General features: G+C 59.8%; 18 protein-coding genes and 1 other RNA gene. 5 read left to right on the plus strand and 14 right to left on the minus strand.

The annotated features are described in order from the left end of the window. Positions 1-274: 274 nt before the first annotated feature. An RNA gene (gene rnpB / locus U8L64_RS12255) (RNase P RNA component class A) lies at positions 275-634 on the minus strand. A gap of 89 nt (positions 635-723) precedes the next feature. Next, positions 724-1,590 (minus strand): 16S rRNA (cytidine(1402)-2'-O)-methyltransferase, encoded by an 867-nt coding sequence (gene rsmI, locus U8L64_RS12260; RefSeq protein ID WP_333397683.1) that lies wholly within the window; start codon positions 1,588-1,590, stop codon positions 724-726. Positions 1,591-1,708: 118 nt separating this feature from the next. Here rsmI and U8L64_RS12265 point away from each other — a divergent pair, with 118 nt between their 5' ends. The 4 genes from U8L64_RS12265 to U8L64_RS12280 all read left to right on the plus strand — a co-directional run bounded on the left by U8L64_RS12265 (position 1,709) and on the right by U8L64_RS12280 (position 5,129). Next, positions 1,709-3,526: a penicillin-binding protein activator gene (locus U8L64_RS12265; protein ID WP_333397684.1), complete on the plus strand. Its 1,818-nt coding sequence runs from the start codon at positions 1,709-1,711 to the stop codon at positions 3,524-3,526. Further along, positions 3,523-3,885: a YraN family protein gene (locus tag U8L64_RS12270; RefSeq protein ID WP_043295828.1), complete on the plus strand. Its 363-nt coding sequence runs from the start codon at positions 3,523-3,525 to the stop codon at positions 3,883-3,885. Before U8L64_RS12265 ends, U8L64_RS12270 begins: the two co-directional genes overlap by 4 nt. 78 nt (positions 3,886-3,963) lie before the next feature. Next, positions 3,964-4,557, plus strand: coding sequence for a phosphoheptose isomerase (locus U8L64_RS12275; protein WP_043295827.1), 594 nt, complete (start codon positions 3,964-3,966; stop codon positions 4,555-4,557). Next, positions 4,554-5,129, plus strand: coding sequence for a BON domain-containing protein (locus tag U8L64_RS12280; protein ID WP_333397687.1), 576 nt, complete (start codon positions 4,554-4,556; stop codon positions 5,127-5,129). Before U8L64_RS12275 ends, U8L64_RS12280 begins: the two co-directional genes overlap by 4 nt. A 145-nt stretch (positions 5,130-5,274) precedes the next feature. Here the strand turns inward: U8L64_RS12280 and U8L64_RS12285 are convergent, their stop codons facing one another. The 7 genes from U8L64_RS12285 to rplM all read right to left on the minus strand — a co-directional run bounded on the left by U8L64_RS12285 (position 5,275) and on the right by rplM (position 10,070). Further along, on the minus strand, positions 5,275-5,682 hold the full coding sequence (locus U8L64_RS12285; protein WP_077683674.1) for a ClpXP protease specificity-enhancing factor: 408 nt from the start codon (positions 5,680-5,682) through the stop codon (positions 5,275-5,277). A gap of 13 nt (positions 5,683-5,695) precedes the next feature. Beyond that, positions 5,696-6,313, minus strand: a complete 618-nt coding sequence (locus tag U8L64_RS12290; RefSeq protein ID WP_333397690.1) for a glutathione S-transferase N-terminal domain-containing protein — start codon at positions 6,311-6,313, stop codon at positions 5,696-5,698. 87 nt (positions 6,314-6,400) lie between these two features. After that, positions 6,401-7,180: a cytochrome c1 gene (locus tag U8L64_RS12295; RefSeq protein WP_043295823.1), complete on the minus strand. Its 780-nt coding sequence runs from the start codon at positions 7,178-7,180 to the stop codon at positions 6,401-6,403. Further along, entirely contained in the window at positions 7,180-8,391 is a 1,212-nt protein-coding gene (locus U8L64_RS12300) for a cytochrome b (RefSeq protein WP_054093594.1), read from the minus strand. Before U8L64_RS12300 ends, U8L64_RS12295 begins: the two co-directional genes overlap by 1 nt. Then, the gene (petA, locus tag U8L64_RS12305) at positions 8,391-8,984 is read right to left on the minus strand and encodes a ubiquinol-cytochrome c reductase iron-sulfur subunit (protein ID WP_043295821.1); all 594 of its coding nucleotides are present in this window, start codon (positions 8,982-8,984) and stop codon (positions 8,391-8,393) included. Before petA ends, U8L64_RS12300 begins: the two co-directional genes overlap by 1 nt. A gap of 250 nt (positions 8,985-9,234) precedes the next feature. Beyond that, positions 9,235-9,627, minus strand: coding sequence for a 30S ribosomal protein S9 (gene rpsI, locus U8L64_RS12310; RefSeq protein ID WP_043295820.1), 393 nt, complete (start codon positions 9,625-9,627; stop codon positions 9,235-9,237). Between the two features lie 14 nt (positions 9,628-9,641). Beyond that, positions 9,642-10,070 (minus strand): 50S ribosomal protein L13, encoded by a 429-nt coding sequence (gene rplM / locus U8L64_RS12315; protein WP_043295819.1) that lies wholly within the window; start codon positions 10,068-10,070, stop codon positions 9,642-9,644. Positions 10,071-10,441: 371 nt separating this feature from the next. Here rplM and U8L64_RS12320 point away from each other — a divergent pair, with 371 nt between their 5' ends. Beyond that, a complete protein-coding gene (locus U8L64_RS12320; protein WP_138299332.1) occupies positions 10,442-11,125 on the plus strand; it encodes an energy-coupling factor ABC transporter permease in 684 nt (227 codons plus the stop codon). Positions 11,126-11,163: 38 nt separating this feature from the next. Here the strand turns inward: U8L64_RS12320 and yacG are convergent, their stop codons facing one another. From yacG to pilB, 5 genes are all read right to left on the minus strand, one after another. Continuing rightward, entirely contained in the window at positions 11,164-11,349 is a 186-nt protein-coding gene (yacG, locus tag U8L64_RS12325; protein ID WP_043296358.1) for a DNA gyrase inhibitor YacG, read from the minus strand. A gap of 8 nt (positions 11,350-11,357) precedes the next feature. Further along, the gene (gene coaE, locus U8L64_RS12330; RefSeq protein ID WP_333397698.1) at positions 11,358-11,963 is read right to left on the minus strand and encodes a dephospho-CoA kinase; all 606 of its coding nucleotides are present in this window, start codon (positions 11,961-11,963) and stop codon (positions 11,358-11,360) included. A gap of 102 nt (positions 11,964-12,065) precedes the next feature. Beyond that, entirely contained in the window at positions 12,066-12,935 is an 870-nt protein-coding gene (locus U8L64_RS12335; protein WP_333397701.1) for a prepilin peptidase, read from the minus strand. A gap of 3 nt (positions 12,936-12,938) precedes the next feature. Next, positions 12,939-14,156 (minus strand): type II secretion system F family protein, encoded by a 1,218-nt coding sequence (locus U8L64_RS12340; RefSeq protein WP_333397704.1) that lies wholly within the window; start codon positions 14,154-14,156, stop codon positions 12,939-12,941. Position 14,157: 1 nt separating this feature from the next. Then, a complete protein-coding gene (pilB, locus tag U8L64_RS12345) occupies positions 14,158-15,861 on the minus strand; it encodes a type IV-A pilus assembly ATPase PilB (protein ID WP_333397707.1) in 1,704 nt (567 codons plus the stop codon). Positions 15,862-16,018 lie beyond the last annotated feature (157 nt).

Consider the following 16,018-nt stretch of genomic DNA (forward strand, 5'->3'; position numbering starts at 1 on the left):
TAGCTATCCATGCCCAAATAAACCACTTCGTGCCACTTTCTACCACTTGGGCGCACTATAGAAATGCCCGCCCCCCACCGTCAAGGCGAGCCCGACGGGAAAAACCCTTATGGCGCGGTTATTTAGCGTCGCTAAGCGGGACAGACGGAATAAAAGGACGGATTCTGAAAATCAAAAACGAGATGGCGGAAGGAGTTACCCAACAAAGTTAAAGTGCTTTGTTAAGAGCAATAATCTTTCGGAATAATTGCGGAGTTGTTGGAGCGCAGAAAAATCGGAGAGTCGATCTGTAAGCCGGGTTCTGTCGAGGACAGTCATTCCTCTACGACAGCCATCGCTGACTGCCTCTAGCAACCTACCCGGATCCAGCGCGGGCCACGCCAATGGATCCCTATTTGGTCTTGCTCCAAGTGGGGTTTACCTAGCCACGAACTGTTGCCAGCCGTGCGGTGCGCTCTTACCGCACCTTTTCACCCTTACCGGCACCGAAGCGCTTAGGCGGTTATTTTCTGTGGCACTTTCCGTAGGCTCGCGCCTCCCAGGCGTTACCTGGCACTTCGCCCTATGGAGCCCGGACTTTCCTCCCTCCCCTTTTGCCGGAACAAAAAGAGACAGCGACTGTCCGATCGACTCTCCAGCCGTCAGAGTACCGTCGCGCGCAGGGCGCTGCAAGGCGGACCGATGCGTAGCGGTCGTTGCGGACCACCTGGCGCTGCAGCCATTTCAAGTCTTGCGCTCAAGTGCCAGCTGGTAGAGCAGGTTCTTGCGTACGCCGGTGATCTCGGCCGCCAGAGCTGCAGCCCGCTTGAGCGGGAGCTCACCCAGTAGCAAATCGAGCACACGCACCACCTCGGCACTGACAGCCTGGTCGCCCTCCGGCGCCTGCCAACCGGCTACCAGCAACACGCATTCACCACGCTGCTGGTTGCTATCGCCGGCGACCCAGGCGCGCAACTGCCCGAGCGGCAGCCCCTTTAATGTTTCAAACGTCTTGGTCAGCTCACGACAGAGAACGGCAGGCCGATCGGCGCCAAAGATTGCTTCGAGATCGTTCACACACTCCAAAATCCGATGCGGTGCCTCATAGAAGATCAACGTGCGCGGCTCCTCCTTCAACAACTCCAGCCGCGCTCTGCGCCCGACAGCTTTGGCCGGCAAAAATCCTTCGAAGATGAAGCGATCCGAGGGCAACCCGGCCGCCGACAGCGCCGCAATCAACGCACACGCCCCCGGCACCGGCACTACGCGAATACCGGCCGCGCGTGCCTGCCGTACCAGATGATAACCGGGGTCCGAGATCAGCGGCGTGCCGGCATCCGAAATCAGCGCGATATCGTCGCCCGCCTGCAAACGCTCAAGAAAACGCCCCCCCTCGTCACGCTCGTTATGCTCATGGCAAGCCGCCAATGGCGTGGCGATTCCGAAATGCGACATCAGACGCGCCGAGTGGCGAGTATCCTCGGCAGCGATCAGAGCGACCTCGCCCAACACTCGCAGCGCCCGCGCGCTGATGTCTTCCAGATTGCCGATGGGCGTAGCGACCACATAGAGCGTACCCGCACCGGAATTCGCAGCGACCGTGGCAGTCACAGGGCTTACCTCATCACAAAAGCAAGCATTGTAGCCCTATTGCCGGCCGTAACATCGCGACCGCGCCGGTGCTTGGGTACAATCCGCGCATTTCGCCATTGCCTTTCAGGAACACTACATGATGGCTCGCCTAAGCCCGCTGCTGATTCTCGGCCTCGCCGCACTACTCACGGCCTGCACCAGCTCCCCTTCATCCACGCTGGGCGAGCTGCCGCGCACACCGCAGGCGACGACGCAGCAATTGTTGCAGCAGGCCGACCAGAGCGACCCTGCGAAAGCCGCCGAGCTGCGCCTGGCGGCGGCCGATCAGAGCCTAACCAAGGGTGAGGCAGCGCGCGCCCGCGGCATTCTCGAGCAGGTGCCACTGGACAGCCTGAAGCCCGCCCAGCAGATCTTCGCCAGTACCCTTTTGGCCGAAATTGCACTGATCGAAGGGCAACCACAACAGGCTCAGCAAGCACTTGCACATCCGGCTTTCGAGCGCCTCGGCGAGCTACCGGTCGACCAGCAAATTCGCAGCCAGACGGTTCGCGCCCGGACACTGGAAGCCACGGGACAGACGCTGGCCGCCGCACGCGAGCGCATTTTCACCGCTCCGCTGCTCAGCGGCACCGCAGCAAAGGAAAATCATGAGGCGATCTGGGGCCTGCTTTCCGCGCTGCCAGCCGGGGAAAGCCAAGGCGCTGGTGGCGATACCGATCTCGACGGCTGGCTGTCCCTCGCAACAGCAGTGAAGCAGGCCGGCACCCTTGCGCAGCAGCAACGAGCGATAGACAGCTGGATTGCGCAGCACCCTCAACACCCCGCCGCCAAACAGCTACCTGCGGCGCTCGAGCAGCTACGCCAGCTCGCCGATCAGCCGCTTACGCACGTCGCACTGCTGCTGCCCATGCAGGGCCAGCTGGCGTCCGTAGCGCAGGCACTGCGCGACGGCTTCCTTGCCGCACACTTGCAGGCCCAGCAAGCAGGCGCAACCGACCTACGGATCGAACTCTACGACAGCTCGCGCATTACCTCGTTGGACGCGGTCTACCAGCAGGCGCAAGCAGATGGCGTCCAACTCATCATCGGTCCATTGGAAAAAGATCTGGTCCGCCAGCTAAGCGAGCGCGAGCGACTGCCGATCACAACACTGGCGCTCAATTACAGCGACGCGGGCCGGACCACACCGCCGCAATTGTTCCAGTTCGGTCTGGCAGCCGAAGACGAAGCGCGCGAAGTGGCCCGGCGCGCATGGGCGGACGGCCATCGCCGCGCTATAGCCTTAGCCCCACGCGGCGAATGGGGTGCGCGAATCCTCGCAGCCTTCCGCCAGAGCTGGGAGGACGCCGGCGGTACGCTGGTCGCCGCCGAGCCGCTGGCAGAACCCGTCGAACTGGCCAACCAGATCGCCGCACTGCTCCAGCTGCGCAACAGCGAATCGCGCGCGCAAAGCGTGCAGAACACGCTCGGCAAGGATGTGACCAGCCAGCCCACACGCCGCCAGGATGTCGACTTCATCTTCCTTGCGGCCACCCCGCAGCAAGCTCAGCAGGTCCGCCCGACACTGATCTTCCAGTACGCCGGCGACATCCCGGTATACGCCACATCCCACTTGCACGCGGCGAATCAGAACCGCACCCAGTATCTCGATCTCGACGGCATCCGCTTCGCTGAAACGCCATGGCTACTCGATCCGCAGCTCCCGCTGCGCCAGCAGATCGAGCGACAGTGGCCGCAAGCCGCGGGCAGTCTGGGACGTCTATACGCAATGGGCGCCGATGCCTACCTCCTCGCCCCGCGGCTAAATCAGCTGCTGGCCCTGCCGAACACACGACTGGATGGACTGTCGGGGACACTAAGTCTCAATCCGCAGCAACGCATCGAACGACAGCTGCCTTGGGCACAATTCCGCGACGGTCAAGTCGAGCGCCTGCCACTCAATCCTCTACCATGAGCGAGCATCTGGCACGGGGACGCAGCACCGAAGCCTTGGCGCACGATTATCTCGTCCGTCAGGGGCTGCGTCTGCTGACACAGAATTGGAGCTGCCGCAGCGGCGAGCTCGATCTGGTCATGCTGGACGGCGATACAGTAGTATTTGTCGAGGTTCGCTACCGACGCCACGCGGCCTGGGGTGGCGCTGCAGCCAGCGTCGATGGCCGAAAACAGCAAAAGCTGATCAGAGCCGCCGAACTGTTTCTGCAGAAAGAGGCTCGCTGGGCCAGACATCCTTGCCGCTTCGACGTCATCGCACTGGACGCCAACGAGCCGATCACGGATCAGCATTGGATCCGCAACGCCTTTGACAGCTGAACGCTTACCACAGCGCGGCATCGAGCACGCTTACAGCAGGCCTCCCCTGGCTTGCCCATCATTGAAGGTCATCCATCGATGGATATACAAACCCGTATTCGGCAGCTTTTTCAGGCCAGCATCGACACCAAACAGCAAGCGATGGACGTTCTCGCGCCCAGCATCGAACAAGCCGGGCAGGCGATGGTCAACGCACTGCTAAGCGAGGGCAAGATTCTCACCTGCGGCAATGGTGGATCGGCCGGCGATGCCCAGCATTTCTCCTCCGAATTGCTGAACCGCTTCGAACGCGAACGCCCGAGCCTGCCCGCCATCGCGCTGACGACTGATAGTTCGACGCTGACCTCTATCGCCAACGACTACAGCTACAACGAAGTTTTCTCCAAGCAGATACGCGCGCTGGGCCAGCCGGGCGATGTTCTGCTGGCCATTTCCACCAGCGGTAACTCAGCGAATGTGATTCAGGCCATCCAGGCCGCGCACGACCGGGAGATGCTTGTGGTGGCTCTAACCGGACGAGACGGTGGCGGCATGGCTTCGCTGCTGCTTCCCGAAGATGTCGAAATCCGGGTACCGGCCAACGTCACCGCACGCATCCAAGAGGTCCATCTGCTGGCGATCCATTGCCTGTGCGACCTGATAGATAATCAGTTGTTTGGGAGTGAAGAATGAAAGCGCTGCACCTGCCTGCATTTCTTGGCCTATGCCTGCTCGCTACAGGCTGCAGTTCGGTATTGAACGCCACGCGCGATGAGCCGATTGCAGATAATCGCGGCACTCGCACCATCGGCAGCACCATCGACGACTCGCTGATCGAAACCAAGGCGGCGGTCAATATCGCCAAGGCCCACGCCGACCTTGATCAGGGGTCGCATATTGTTGTCGCCAGCTACAACGGTGTCGTTCTGTTGGCCGGACAAACGCCGCGCAGCGATCTCAAGCAGATGGCCGAGCAGGCGGCCAGTTCCGTGCAGCGCGTGAAGCGCGTCCATAACGAGCTGCAGGTACTGCAACCGTCATCGGCCCTGGCGCGCAGCAACGACACCTGGCTGACAACCAAGATCAAAGCTCAGATGCTCGCCGATAACAGTGTTCCCGGCTCGCGCATCAAGGTGATCACCGAGAACGGTATTGTCTATCTGCTGGGCTTGGTGACCCGCCAGGAAGGCAATCGCGCCACCAATCTGGTGCAGGGTGTCGGCGGCGTACAACGCATCGTCAAGCTATTTGAATATATCGATTAGCGATTGAGCGGCAGGTGGCCGGGCTGTGCAAAGCAACCCGACTGCCACTGAGCAGAAACGAAACGGTCGCCGTCCGGAACCGGAAGCACTCAGCAACTCCCGCGTTACAGCGCGCCTGGTCGCCCCACCCCGATTCCGCCGCTCCCTACTTAACAACCTTCAGACTCGGTCGACCCGCCGGGCGCTGGCCGCCCTCACCATCCATCGGGCCGCTCCCATCGGCAGGCGAATCGTCCGGGGATGTCGGCTCGATTTCAAAGACCATACCTTGTCCGTTCTCCCGCGCGTAGATGGCCATCACCGCACCAGCGGGAATGTGCAAGGAGTGCGAGACGCCACCGAAGCGTCCCTCGAAGCTTATTGCCTCGTTGCCCATTTGTAGATTACGCACCGCACTCGGTGCCACATTGAGCACGATCTGGCCATCGTTGGCAAAACCGGCTGGAATCTGAACCCCACGGTATTCGGCATCGACCAACAGATGGGGCGTGCAATCGTTATCAACAATCCATTCGTAAAGCGCTCGGACCAGATAAGGGCGACTCGAATTCATGTGAAAGTCCTCCTCAACGCATAGTGCGCTCAATGGATGAAACACTATCCTGAAAAGTCTTGCGGGCGAAGTTGCGCTCCATGTAGTCAAGCAACGGCCGGGACGCTCGCGGCAGCTCAACTCCGAGCAGCGGCAGCCTCCAGAGAATCGGCAACAGGCCGCAATCGACTACGCTCATCTCGTCGCTCATGAAGTACGGCTTCTCGGCGAAAATCGGCGAAACGCCGCTCAGGCTTTCCCTGAGTTCCTTGCGCGCCTGCGTGCGCGCCTCTTCATGGGTACGCCGATCCAGAATGCGATCAACCAATGAGCACCAGTCCCGCTGAATACGATGCACCAGCAGCCGCGTGTGGGCGCGCGCCACCGGATAGACCGGCAGCAGCGACGGATGCGGATAACGCTCCTCTAGATATTCGAGGATGACCCCTGGCTCATACAGCACCAGATCACGGTCAACCAGCGTTGGTACACCAGCGTAGGGGTTCAGCTCGGCCAGCCTCGCCGGGCACTGCCCCGCCTGAACGTCAATGACCTCGACAGCGACGCCCTTCTCCGCAAGCGCAAGGCGCACTCGATGAGAGTAATGATCGGCAGGATCGGAATAGCAGATCAACCGGTTGGCTGCGGCCATAGGTCCTTCCTCATGCGGTTATCCGAAGGCAAAAAAACACGCGCGCCCATTGGGCGCGCGTTAGGTACAGCTTGAACAGCAGAGTACTTAGTGAACGTCTTTCCAGTACTCGCGTTTGAGTAGGTAGGCGAAGACGAAGAAGAATGCCAGGAACAGCAGCACATAGGTGCCGATACGCTGACTTTCCAACTTGACCGGGTTGGCCGAGTAAGCCAGGAAGGTCACCAGATTCTTGATCTTCTCGTCATACTCCGCCTCGGTCAGCGTGCCGGTACCCGGCTCCACAACCAGCTGATCGCAAGCTTCCTGAGTGATCGGCGTGCCGGTCAGCGGATCAAACTGCTTGCGCCCGTCCTCAACGACCTGCACCTGCTTGCAACCCATCACGCGACGGCCCTGCAGCGGTGCCAATACGTGCGGCATACCGACGTTCGGGAACACCGTATTGTTGACGCCGTACGGACGAGCTGGGTCCTCGTAGAAGCTGCGCATGTAGGTATAGAGCCAGTCATTACCGCGAACACGCGCGACCAGCGTCAGATCCGGCGGCGGAGCACCGAACCAGACCTTGGCATCTTCGGCCTTCATACCAGTCTTCATATGATCACCAAACTTGGCATCGGTGAAGACGACATTCTTCATCATGACGTCTTCCGGAATGCCGAGATCGGTAGCGACACGCTCATAACGCTGGTACTGCGCTCCATGGCAGCCCATGCAGTAGTTGGCGAAGGTCTTCAGACCATCCTGCATCGCGGCCTTGTCGGTCAGATCGATCTCGACCTTGTCCAGGTGAGCCTCGGTGCCGGCAGCGAACGCAAAGACCGGCAGAATCGCGAGAATCAATGCAGCAAATTGCTTTTTCATCAGCCATCCACCCTTTGCGGAACCACTTTGGTCTTCTCGAGCCGGGTGTAGAACGGCATCAGAACGAAGTATCCGAAGTAAATAACAGTACAGATCCGAGCCAGCAGCGTGCGCTCCGGAGTAGGCGCGAGAACGCCCAGAACACCCAGGATGACGAAGGCGACGCAGAAGGCCAGCAGCGCGATCTTGCTCATCCAACCCTTGTATTTCATGGACTTGACTGGACTGCGGTCGAGCCACGGCAGCACGAACAGCACCGCGATCGAAGCCCCCATCGCCACTACGCCGAGCAGCTTGTCCGGAACCGCGCGCAGAATCGCGTAGAACGGAGTGAAGTACCAGACCGGCGCAATGTGCGCGGGCGTCTTGAATGCGTTAGCTACTTCGAAGTTCGGCTTCTCAAGGAAATAGCCACCCATTTCGGGGAAGAAGAACACGATGGCGCAGAAAACGAACAGGAACACCACCACACCGACGATGTCTTTGACGGTGTAATACGGATGGAACGGAATACCATCCAACGGTACGCCGTTTTCGTCCTTGGTCTTCTTGATATCGACGCCCAGCGGGTTGTTCGAACCGACTTCGTGCAGAGCCAGGATGTGCAGCACGACCAGGCCCAGAATCACGATCGGCAGAGCGATGACATGCAGCGCGAAGAAACGATTCAGCGTGATGCCAGAGATCAGGTAGTCACCGCGGATCCACTGAGTCAGGTCATCGCCGATGACCGGAATGGCACCGAACAGCGAAATGATCACCTGAGCGCCCCAGTAGGACATCTGGCCCCAAGGCAGCAGATAACCCATGAAGGCTTCGGCCATCAGTGCTAGGTAGATCATCATGCCGAATATCCACACCAGCTCGCGCGGCTTCTGGTACGAACCGTAGAGCAGCCCACGGAACATATGCAGATACACCACCACGAAGAACGCCGAAGCACCGGTAGAGTGCAGGTAGCGGATGATCCAGCCGTACTCCACGTCGCGCATGATGTACTCGACGGACGCGAAGGCGCCTTCGGCCGAAGGTTCGAAGCTCATCGTCAGCCAGACACCGGTCAGGATCTGGTTGACCAGCACCAGCAGAGCTAGCGAGCCAAAGAAGTAGAAGAAGTTGAAGTTCTTCGGCGCGTAATACTTGGACAGATGGTCTTCCCACATTTTCGTCGCGGGGAAGCGGGCATCGACCCATTCCATGAACTTGCTCATCAGGCTTTCTCCTGGTCCACGCCGATAATGATGACATTATCGGTTTCGTACGAGTGCGGGGGCACCGGCAGGTTCAACGGAGCGGGTTGCGCCTTGTAGACACGCCCAGCCATGTCGTATTTGGAGCCGTGGCAAGGACAGAAGTAGCCGCCCAGCCAGTCAGCACCGAGGTCAGCCGCAGCCACCTCAGGACGGAAAGACGGCGCGCATCCCAGATGGGTGCAAAGTCCGACGACCACCAGCAGTTCCGGTTTGATCGCGCGGTTCTTCGGGTCGACATATGTCGGCTGCACCGACGCCTTGGATTCAGGGTCGGCCACCTGTGGAGTCAGCTTCTCCAGATTGCCGAGCACCTCCTCGGTGCGACGCACGATAAATACCGGCTGACCCCGCCACTCGGCGACCATCTGCTGTCCCGGCTCGATCTTGCTGACATTCACTCTCACCGGTGCACCGGCAGCCTTGGCCTTGGCACTCGGGAACCACGATCCCACGAACGGGACCGCGGCGCCCACCGCTCCTGCAGCACCTACCACCGAAGTGGCGGCTACGAGGAAGCGACGCCGGCCAGCATTCACGCCGTCATTGCTCATTCAGTCGTCTCCCATCAGCTTCTTATGACCTGCGTGGAAGCAGGCATTTACTACGTAAAATCGGGCCGCGAAAAATTCGCCAAATGGTAAAGAAAAGCCCCCCACCTGACAAGGTAATAGCCTGACACAAATCGGCTGGAGCCCTACAAGATCGCGGCTTCTGGCGCGCGACATGCTGTCGCAGCGAATATCTCGCCCATAAAAAAACGCCCGGACCTTGCGGAGCCGGGCGCTTCTTTTGGCAAGCGTATTAACGCTTGGAGTACTGCGGACGCTTACGCGCTTTACGCAGACCGATCTTCTTACGCTCCACTTCGCGAGCATCGCGAGTGACGAAACCAGCCTTACGCAGCGGACTACGCAGGGTCTCGTCATAGGAGATCAGTGCGCGGGTGATGCCGTGGCGAATGGCGCCAGCCTGGCCAGTCACGCCACCACCGAGAACGGTAACGTATACATCGAACTTCTCGGCAGTATCGGTCAGCTCCAGCGGCTGACGAACCACCATGCGAGCGGTTTCGCGGCCAAAAAAGTTATCCAGCTCACGATTGTTGATCGAGATCTTGCCAGTGCCCGGACGCAGGAAAACGCGTGCGGTTGCAGTCTTGCGACGGCCAGTGCCGTAATTTTGAGTCGCCGACATAATGAACTATTCCGTTAAATCTTCAGTTCTTGGGGCTGCTGTGCAGTGTGCGGGTGGCTGGCCCCCTTGTACACCTTCAGCTTACGGTACATGTCGCGACCCAGCGGGTTCTTCGGCAGCATGCCTTTTACCGCGGTCTCGATCACGCGCTCGGGCGCCTTGGCGATCAGCTTCTCGAAGTTGATCGACTTGATGCCACCCGGGAAGCCGGAGTGGGAGTAGTACATCTTGTCGGAAGTCTTGGCACCGGTAACACGCACCTGCTCAGCATTGATCACGACGATGTAGTCGCCGGTATCGACGTGCGGGGTGTATTCCGGCTTGTGCTTGCCACGCAGGCGGCTAGCGATTTCGGTTGCCAGACGACCCAGGGTCTGGCCGGCAGCGTCGACGACGAACCAGTCGCGCTTGACGGTTTCCGGTTTAGCAGTAAAAGTCTTCATTCGTTATAGCCTCAGGGGCCGCCCTGAAAATAAGACGGCGAATCTTACTGAATGGTGCTCGCCCTGGCAAGGCCAGGACAGCCGGAAACAGACGCTATCGGGGGCTCGGGTCAGCGCGTCCGCTACGGCGGTGATTCGGCAGGCTAGGCATCCCCTGCCTTGTTTGTGTCACCAGGCTAGGCATCCCCGGCGACAGGCTGCGGAATTATCCTGATTGCCGGAGAAATAGCAACCGCCTTTTGCGACGCCGCCCAGCACCGCGTTGGCATTTTCGACAGAGTGCCACCAATGACACCTGCGCTACCACGCCGCTAAGCTGCGCGCCAACAAACCCGAAGCCCGCAGGCCGAACACCGAGGATTGCCTTTCGAATGATTTCCGCGCACCTGCTCGCGCCGACCAGCCTTTTCGCGGGCTGGCTGATCTATGCCCTAGCCCTGCTCTGGGCTGCCTGGCGCGCCCCTTGGGTCGAACTGTTCAGCGACACGAGGCGCCAGCACCTGCTGTTTGGCGCAATGCTGGCGATTTTCCTACTCTGGCTGGTACGGCGCGACTTCGATTCGGGGCTGTCCTTCCACTTCATCGGACTGACCGCCGTTACGCTCCTGCTGGATTGGCCGTTGGCGATCCTCGCCGCGTTCAGCGCCCAGCTCGGCCTGACCCTTACCGGCCACCAGCACTCAGTCGCACTAGGAATGAACGGCGTTCTGCTGGTGCTTATTCCCGTACTGGTCACCGTAATCTGCGCCCGCCTGGTCGAACGGGCACAACCGCGCAACCTGTTCGTGTTTATCTTCTTTTCCGGATTCTTCCCAGCAGCGCTGGCCGCAATGTTCTGCGTGCTGGCCTCGCTTGGCATCCTGCTGGTGGACGGCAGATTTCCCATGCCACCGTGGCTCGAAGATTTTGCGGGCTATCTCTGGCTGGTGATGTTTCCGGAAGCGTTCATCAACGGCACCGCCGTTACCGCAATGGTGGTGTTCTATCCAGACTGGCTGGAAACCTTCAACCGCAGCCGCTACCTGCAAGCGCCCTGGAAGGACGAAGAACGCTAACAACCGCACCCCCAAACGGAGCGCCGCACAGCACCTCATCAATGCTGGCGCGACGACAGATCAGCGGAGAACAGCTCGTCTTCCACCCCATCCCCGGGGATCGCATGCTCCTCGGCAGCCCACGCCCCCAAGTCGATCAGCTTACAGCGCTCGCAACAGAACGGCCGGTACGGACTCTGCGCACCCCACTCCACTTGCGCCCCACAGGTAGGGCACAAGACCATGGTCGCTGTCACGGTCGACCTCCCCGTAACGTTAGATAAAAACGATGCAAGCGCTCCACTTCTGCCTGCAGCCAAGTTAGGTCACGATCATTCAGCAACACATCGTCAGCGTGGCGCAGTCGCTCCTCGCGTGATGCCTGCACTTTCAGAATAGCCCGAACCTGCTCTTCACTCGCCTGGTCCCGCCCTACGGTGCGCTCGATCTGCAGTGCCTCCGGAACATCCACCACCAGCACTCGATCGACCTCCCGGTACTGCCCCGATTCCACCAGCAAGGGCGAAACCATGATCGCGTACGGCGATTCGGCCTTGGCCAGATGTGTGGCAACCTCAGCACGAATCAGCGGATGCAACAACCGCTCGAGCCACACGCGCTCACTTGGATCCACAAAGATCCGCTCGCGAAGCGCTGCTCGATTCAAAGCTCCCTCATGCAGCATGCCCGCGCCGAAATGCTCGACAATTTGCTGCAACGCCGGACGCCCCGGCTCCACCACCCAACGAGCAGCCTGATCGGCGTCCACCACATGTATGCCGAGACTAGCGAAGTGAATGGCCGCCGCAGTCTTGCCGCTGCCAATACCGCCGGTCAAGCCGAGAATCCAAGGCCTCATCAACACATCCACGCAAATCAATGGTTTCGCAGTAGTACTCAATCACCGCGCCCAGTGCAAGCCGCAGCCAGCCTTGCGGCCCACCATTAAAGCAGCGCAGGCTCATATATGCGCGAACTGCAAATAGCCACGAGTAATGGGATCACCCCACAGCAACGCGATCCACCCGGCAATGGCCAGATAAGGCCCGAAAGGAATCGGCGTGCCGTGCGCAGCACCGCGCACGCGCAGCAGGACGCTGCCAAGCACCGCCCCCACCAGCGAGGACAACAGAATGGTGAGCGGCAGCACTTGCCAGCCTCCCCAGGCGCCAATCATCGCAAGCAGCTTGAAGTCGCCGTACCCCATGCCTTCCTTGCCGGTAACCAGCTTGAAGAGCCAGTAAACCGTCCACAGGCTTAGGTATCCGGCGATCGCTCCCCACAGGGCGTCTCCCAGCAGCACAAAAAGGTCACCACTATTAACGATTAGCCCCAACCAGAGCAGCGGCAGCACCAGCGAATCCGGCAATAGCTGATGATCGATATCGATTAGGCTCATCGCCAGCAGCCCCCAAGTCAGCAATAGCATGGCGCCAGCCTGCCAAGTAAAGCCAAAGTGCCAGGCCACGTAACCCGAGAGAAGCCCGCAAGCAAACTCAACCAGCGGATAACGAGCAGGGATAGGCTTCTTGCAAGACGAACATCTGCCCCGCAGCGCCATCCAGCTCAGTACCGGAATGTTCTCCCATGGCCGAATCGAATGTGCGCAATGCGGGCATCGCGAAGGAGGCAGGAATAGGTTGAACGTCGCCTCAGCCGACTCGGCCGGCAGCTCTAGAAACTCCCGCGCCTGCGCCTGCCACTCGCGCTGCATCATGATCGGAAGACGATAGATGACGACATTGAGAAAGCTGCCTACCAACAGCCCAAGCAGCGCCGCACACAAAACAAAGGCCAGCACATGGCTGGCCAGAAAATCAAACAGCATCATGAGTCAGACCACCGCTCCCAGCTGGAAGATCGGCAGGTACATAGCGATGATCAGCCCCCCAACCAGCACGCCCAGCACCGCCATGATCATCGGCTCCATCAGGCTGGTCAGGCCGTCGACCATATTGTCCACCTCATCCTCATAGAAGGTGGCTACCTTGCCCAGCATCTCGTCGAGCGAGCCGGATTCCTCGCCGATCGCGGTCATCTGCACTGCCATCGAAGGAAACGTGCCGGTCGTGCGCATCGAAAAGTTCAGCTGCATACCGGTGGAGACATCATTCTTGACCTTCATTGTCGCATTGCGGAACACCACGTTTCCGGTCGCACCCGCTACCGAATCCAATGCATCGACAAGCGGTACGCCAGCCGCGAAGGTCGTCGACAACGTACGAGTGAAACGGGCGACGGCGGACTTGTAAAGGATGTCGCCCACGACCGGCACCTTCAACAGTACGCGATCGAACCAGTTGCGAAAATTCTCGGAGCGCCGGTGCGCTTGCTTGAAGGCAAAGGCCGCACCGATCAGGCCCGCCAGGACAACGAACCACCACTCCTGCAACGCCTCCGACAGGCCGATCACCATCAGCGTAAACGCCGGCAGCTCGGCGCCGAAGTTGGCAAACACCTCTTGGAATTGTGGCACTACCTTGATCAGCAGAATCGCCGAAACGATGACCGCCACCACGATCACCGCAATCGGGTAGTTCATTGCCTTTTTGATCTTGGCCTTGAGGGCCTCTGTCTTTTCCTTGTAGGTTGCTACGCGATCCAGCAACGTTTCCAGCGAGCCAGACTGCTCGCCGGAATCCACCAGGTTGCAATACAGGTCGTCAAAATACAGCGGCTTCTTGCGTAGCGACGCCGCGAAACTGTTGCCCGCGGCAACTTCCTGCTTCAGCTCATCTACCAGCTTGCGCATATTGGGATTGTCGAAGCCCTCACCGATGATGTCGAACGACTGCAACAGTGGGACCCCCGCCTTCATCATGGTCGCCATCTGCCGCGTGAACAGCGCGATGTCCATCGGCTTGATCTTCTTGCCGGCACCGAAGAGCGACACCGACTTCTTACGCACCTTCTGCGGATTGATGCCCTGTTTGCGCAGCTGCGCCTTGACCAGCGCCGGGCTGGCCCCACTCAGCTCACCCTTGATCTTCGTACCCTTGCGGTCGGTTCCTTCCCAGGTGAAGACGTTGGTTTTTATCGCTTTCTGCGCCATGTTAATCCTTGGTCACCCGGTTGACTTCTTCCAGACTGGTAACGCCCTGCATGGCCTTCGCAAGCGCCGAAGTCCGCAGATCATTGAAACCGTCTTTACGCATCTGGGTGGCGATATCGATTGAGTTGCCGTCTTCCATGATAATGCGCTGCAGCGCGGGCGTGATTTTAACCACTTCATAAATACCGACACGCCCCTTATAGCCCCCCTTGCAGTTATCGCAGCCCACCGGGGCGTATATTTTGAACGTGCCGAGGCGGTCGACAGGAAAACCTTCATCCAGGAGCGTTTCGCGCGGCACGTCGATTTCTTTCTTGCAGCTCGGACAAAGCTTGCGCGCCAAACGTTGGGCGATAATCAGGTTCACCGAAGTCGCAATATTGAACGCCGGCACGCCCATGTTGCGCAGGCGCGTCAGCGTCTCGGCAGCGCTGTTGGTGTGCAGAGTCGACATCACCATGTGCCCAGTCTGCGCCGCCTTGATGGCGATTTCGGCGGTCTCCAGGTCGCGAATCTCGCCGACCATGATGATGTCCGGATCCTGGCGCAGGAAGGCGCGCAGCGCCTGAGCGAAGTCCATGCCCTGACGAGGATTCACGTTAACTTGGTTAATGCCCTCCAGGTTAATCTCCACCGGGTCTTCAGCCGTCGAGATATTCACATCGATGGTATTGAGGATGTTCAGACCGGTGTACAGGGAAACCGTCTTACCGGAACCAGTCGGCCCGGTCACCAGGATCATGCCCTGCGGCTGGCGCAAGGCATTCATGTACAGCTCCTTCTGCGCTTCCTCATAACCCAGCGCATCGATGCCCATCTGCGCACTGGATGGATCGAGAATCCGCATTACGATCTTCTCCCCCCACAGCGTCGGCAGCGTGTTGACACGAAAGTCGATGGCCTTGGTTTTGGATATCTTCATCTTGATGCGGCCGTCCTGCGGCTTGCGCCGCTCGGAGATATCCAACCCAGCCATTACTTTGAGGCGTGCCGAGATGCGCGGCGCGAGTTGGATCGGCGGTCGCGCTACCTCGTGCAGGATGCCATCGGTACGCAACCGAACACGGTAGGCCTTCTCATAGGGTTCGAAATGCAGGTCGGACGAACCACCGCGAATCGCATCGAGCAGCATCTTGTTGACGAAGCGCACCACCGGTGCATCGTCGGCGTCGCCGCCCCCCTCATCGCCCTTGGCGTCATCGGTGACGGTTTCGACGTCGAGGCCATCCAGATCGACATCGCCCAGATCTTCCAGCCCGGTCGCATCGCTTTCATAGAACTTGTCCAGCGCCTGGCCGAGCTTGTCATCCTCGACTAGGATGGCCTCGATATGCAGCCCGGTGCTGAACTGGACATCGGTAACGGCCTGATGGTTGGCTGGATCCGACACCGCGACATAGAGCTTGTTGCCACGCCGTGCCAGCGGCAGCAGCCGATGCTGGCGCGCCAGTTTCTCGCTGACCAGCTCCTTCGGCATGGTATCCCTGTCCACCGCCGACAGATCCAGCAGCGCGACACCGAACTGCTCGGACGCCAGTTCAGCAACCACACGCCCTTTCGCCAGCTTGCTCTGCACCACATAGCTGACCAGCGAGACCTTGCTGCGCAACGCCTGCACCTGGGCCTGCTGGGCGGTCTTTTCATCCAGCACGCCGGCCAGCACCATCTGCCGAGCCAGGCCCGAAAGGGAAATATTGTCGCTCATGGCGGCCTCGCATCGAATTGTGCCCGCCTTATAGCGCAGAAGCCGGCAACTGCAAACTGGCCCTGCAACAGGTGACGTTGTTGGTCACATATCGCCCGCAAAGAATCCAATCGAACCCTGTAATCGGGGGAAAACTTGCCAACTGGGCCGGAACGGC

This window comes from Pseudomonas sp. FIP_A4, assembly GCF_036701605.1.
Taxonomy (GTDB): domain Bacteria; phylum Pseudomonadota; class Gammaproteobacteria; order Pseudomonadales; family Pseudomonadaceae; genus Stutzerimonas; species Stutzerimonas phenolilytica.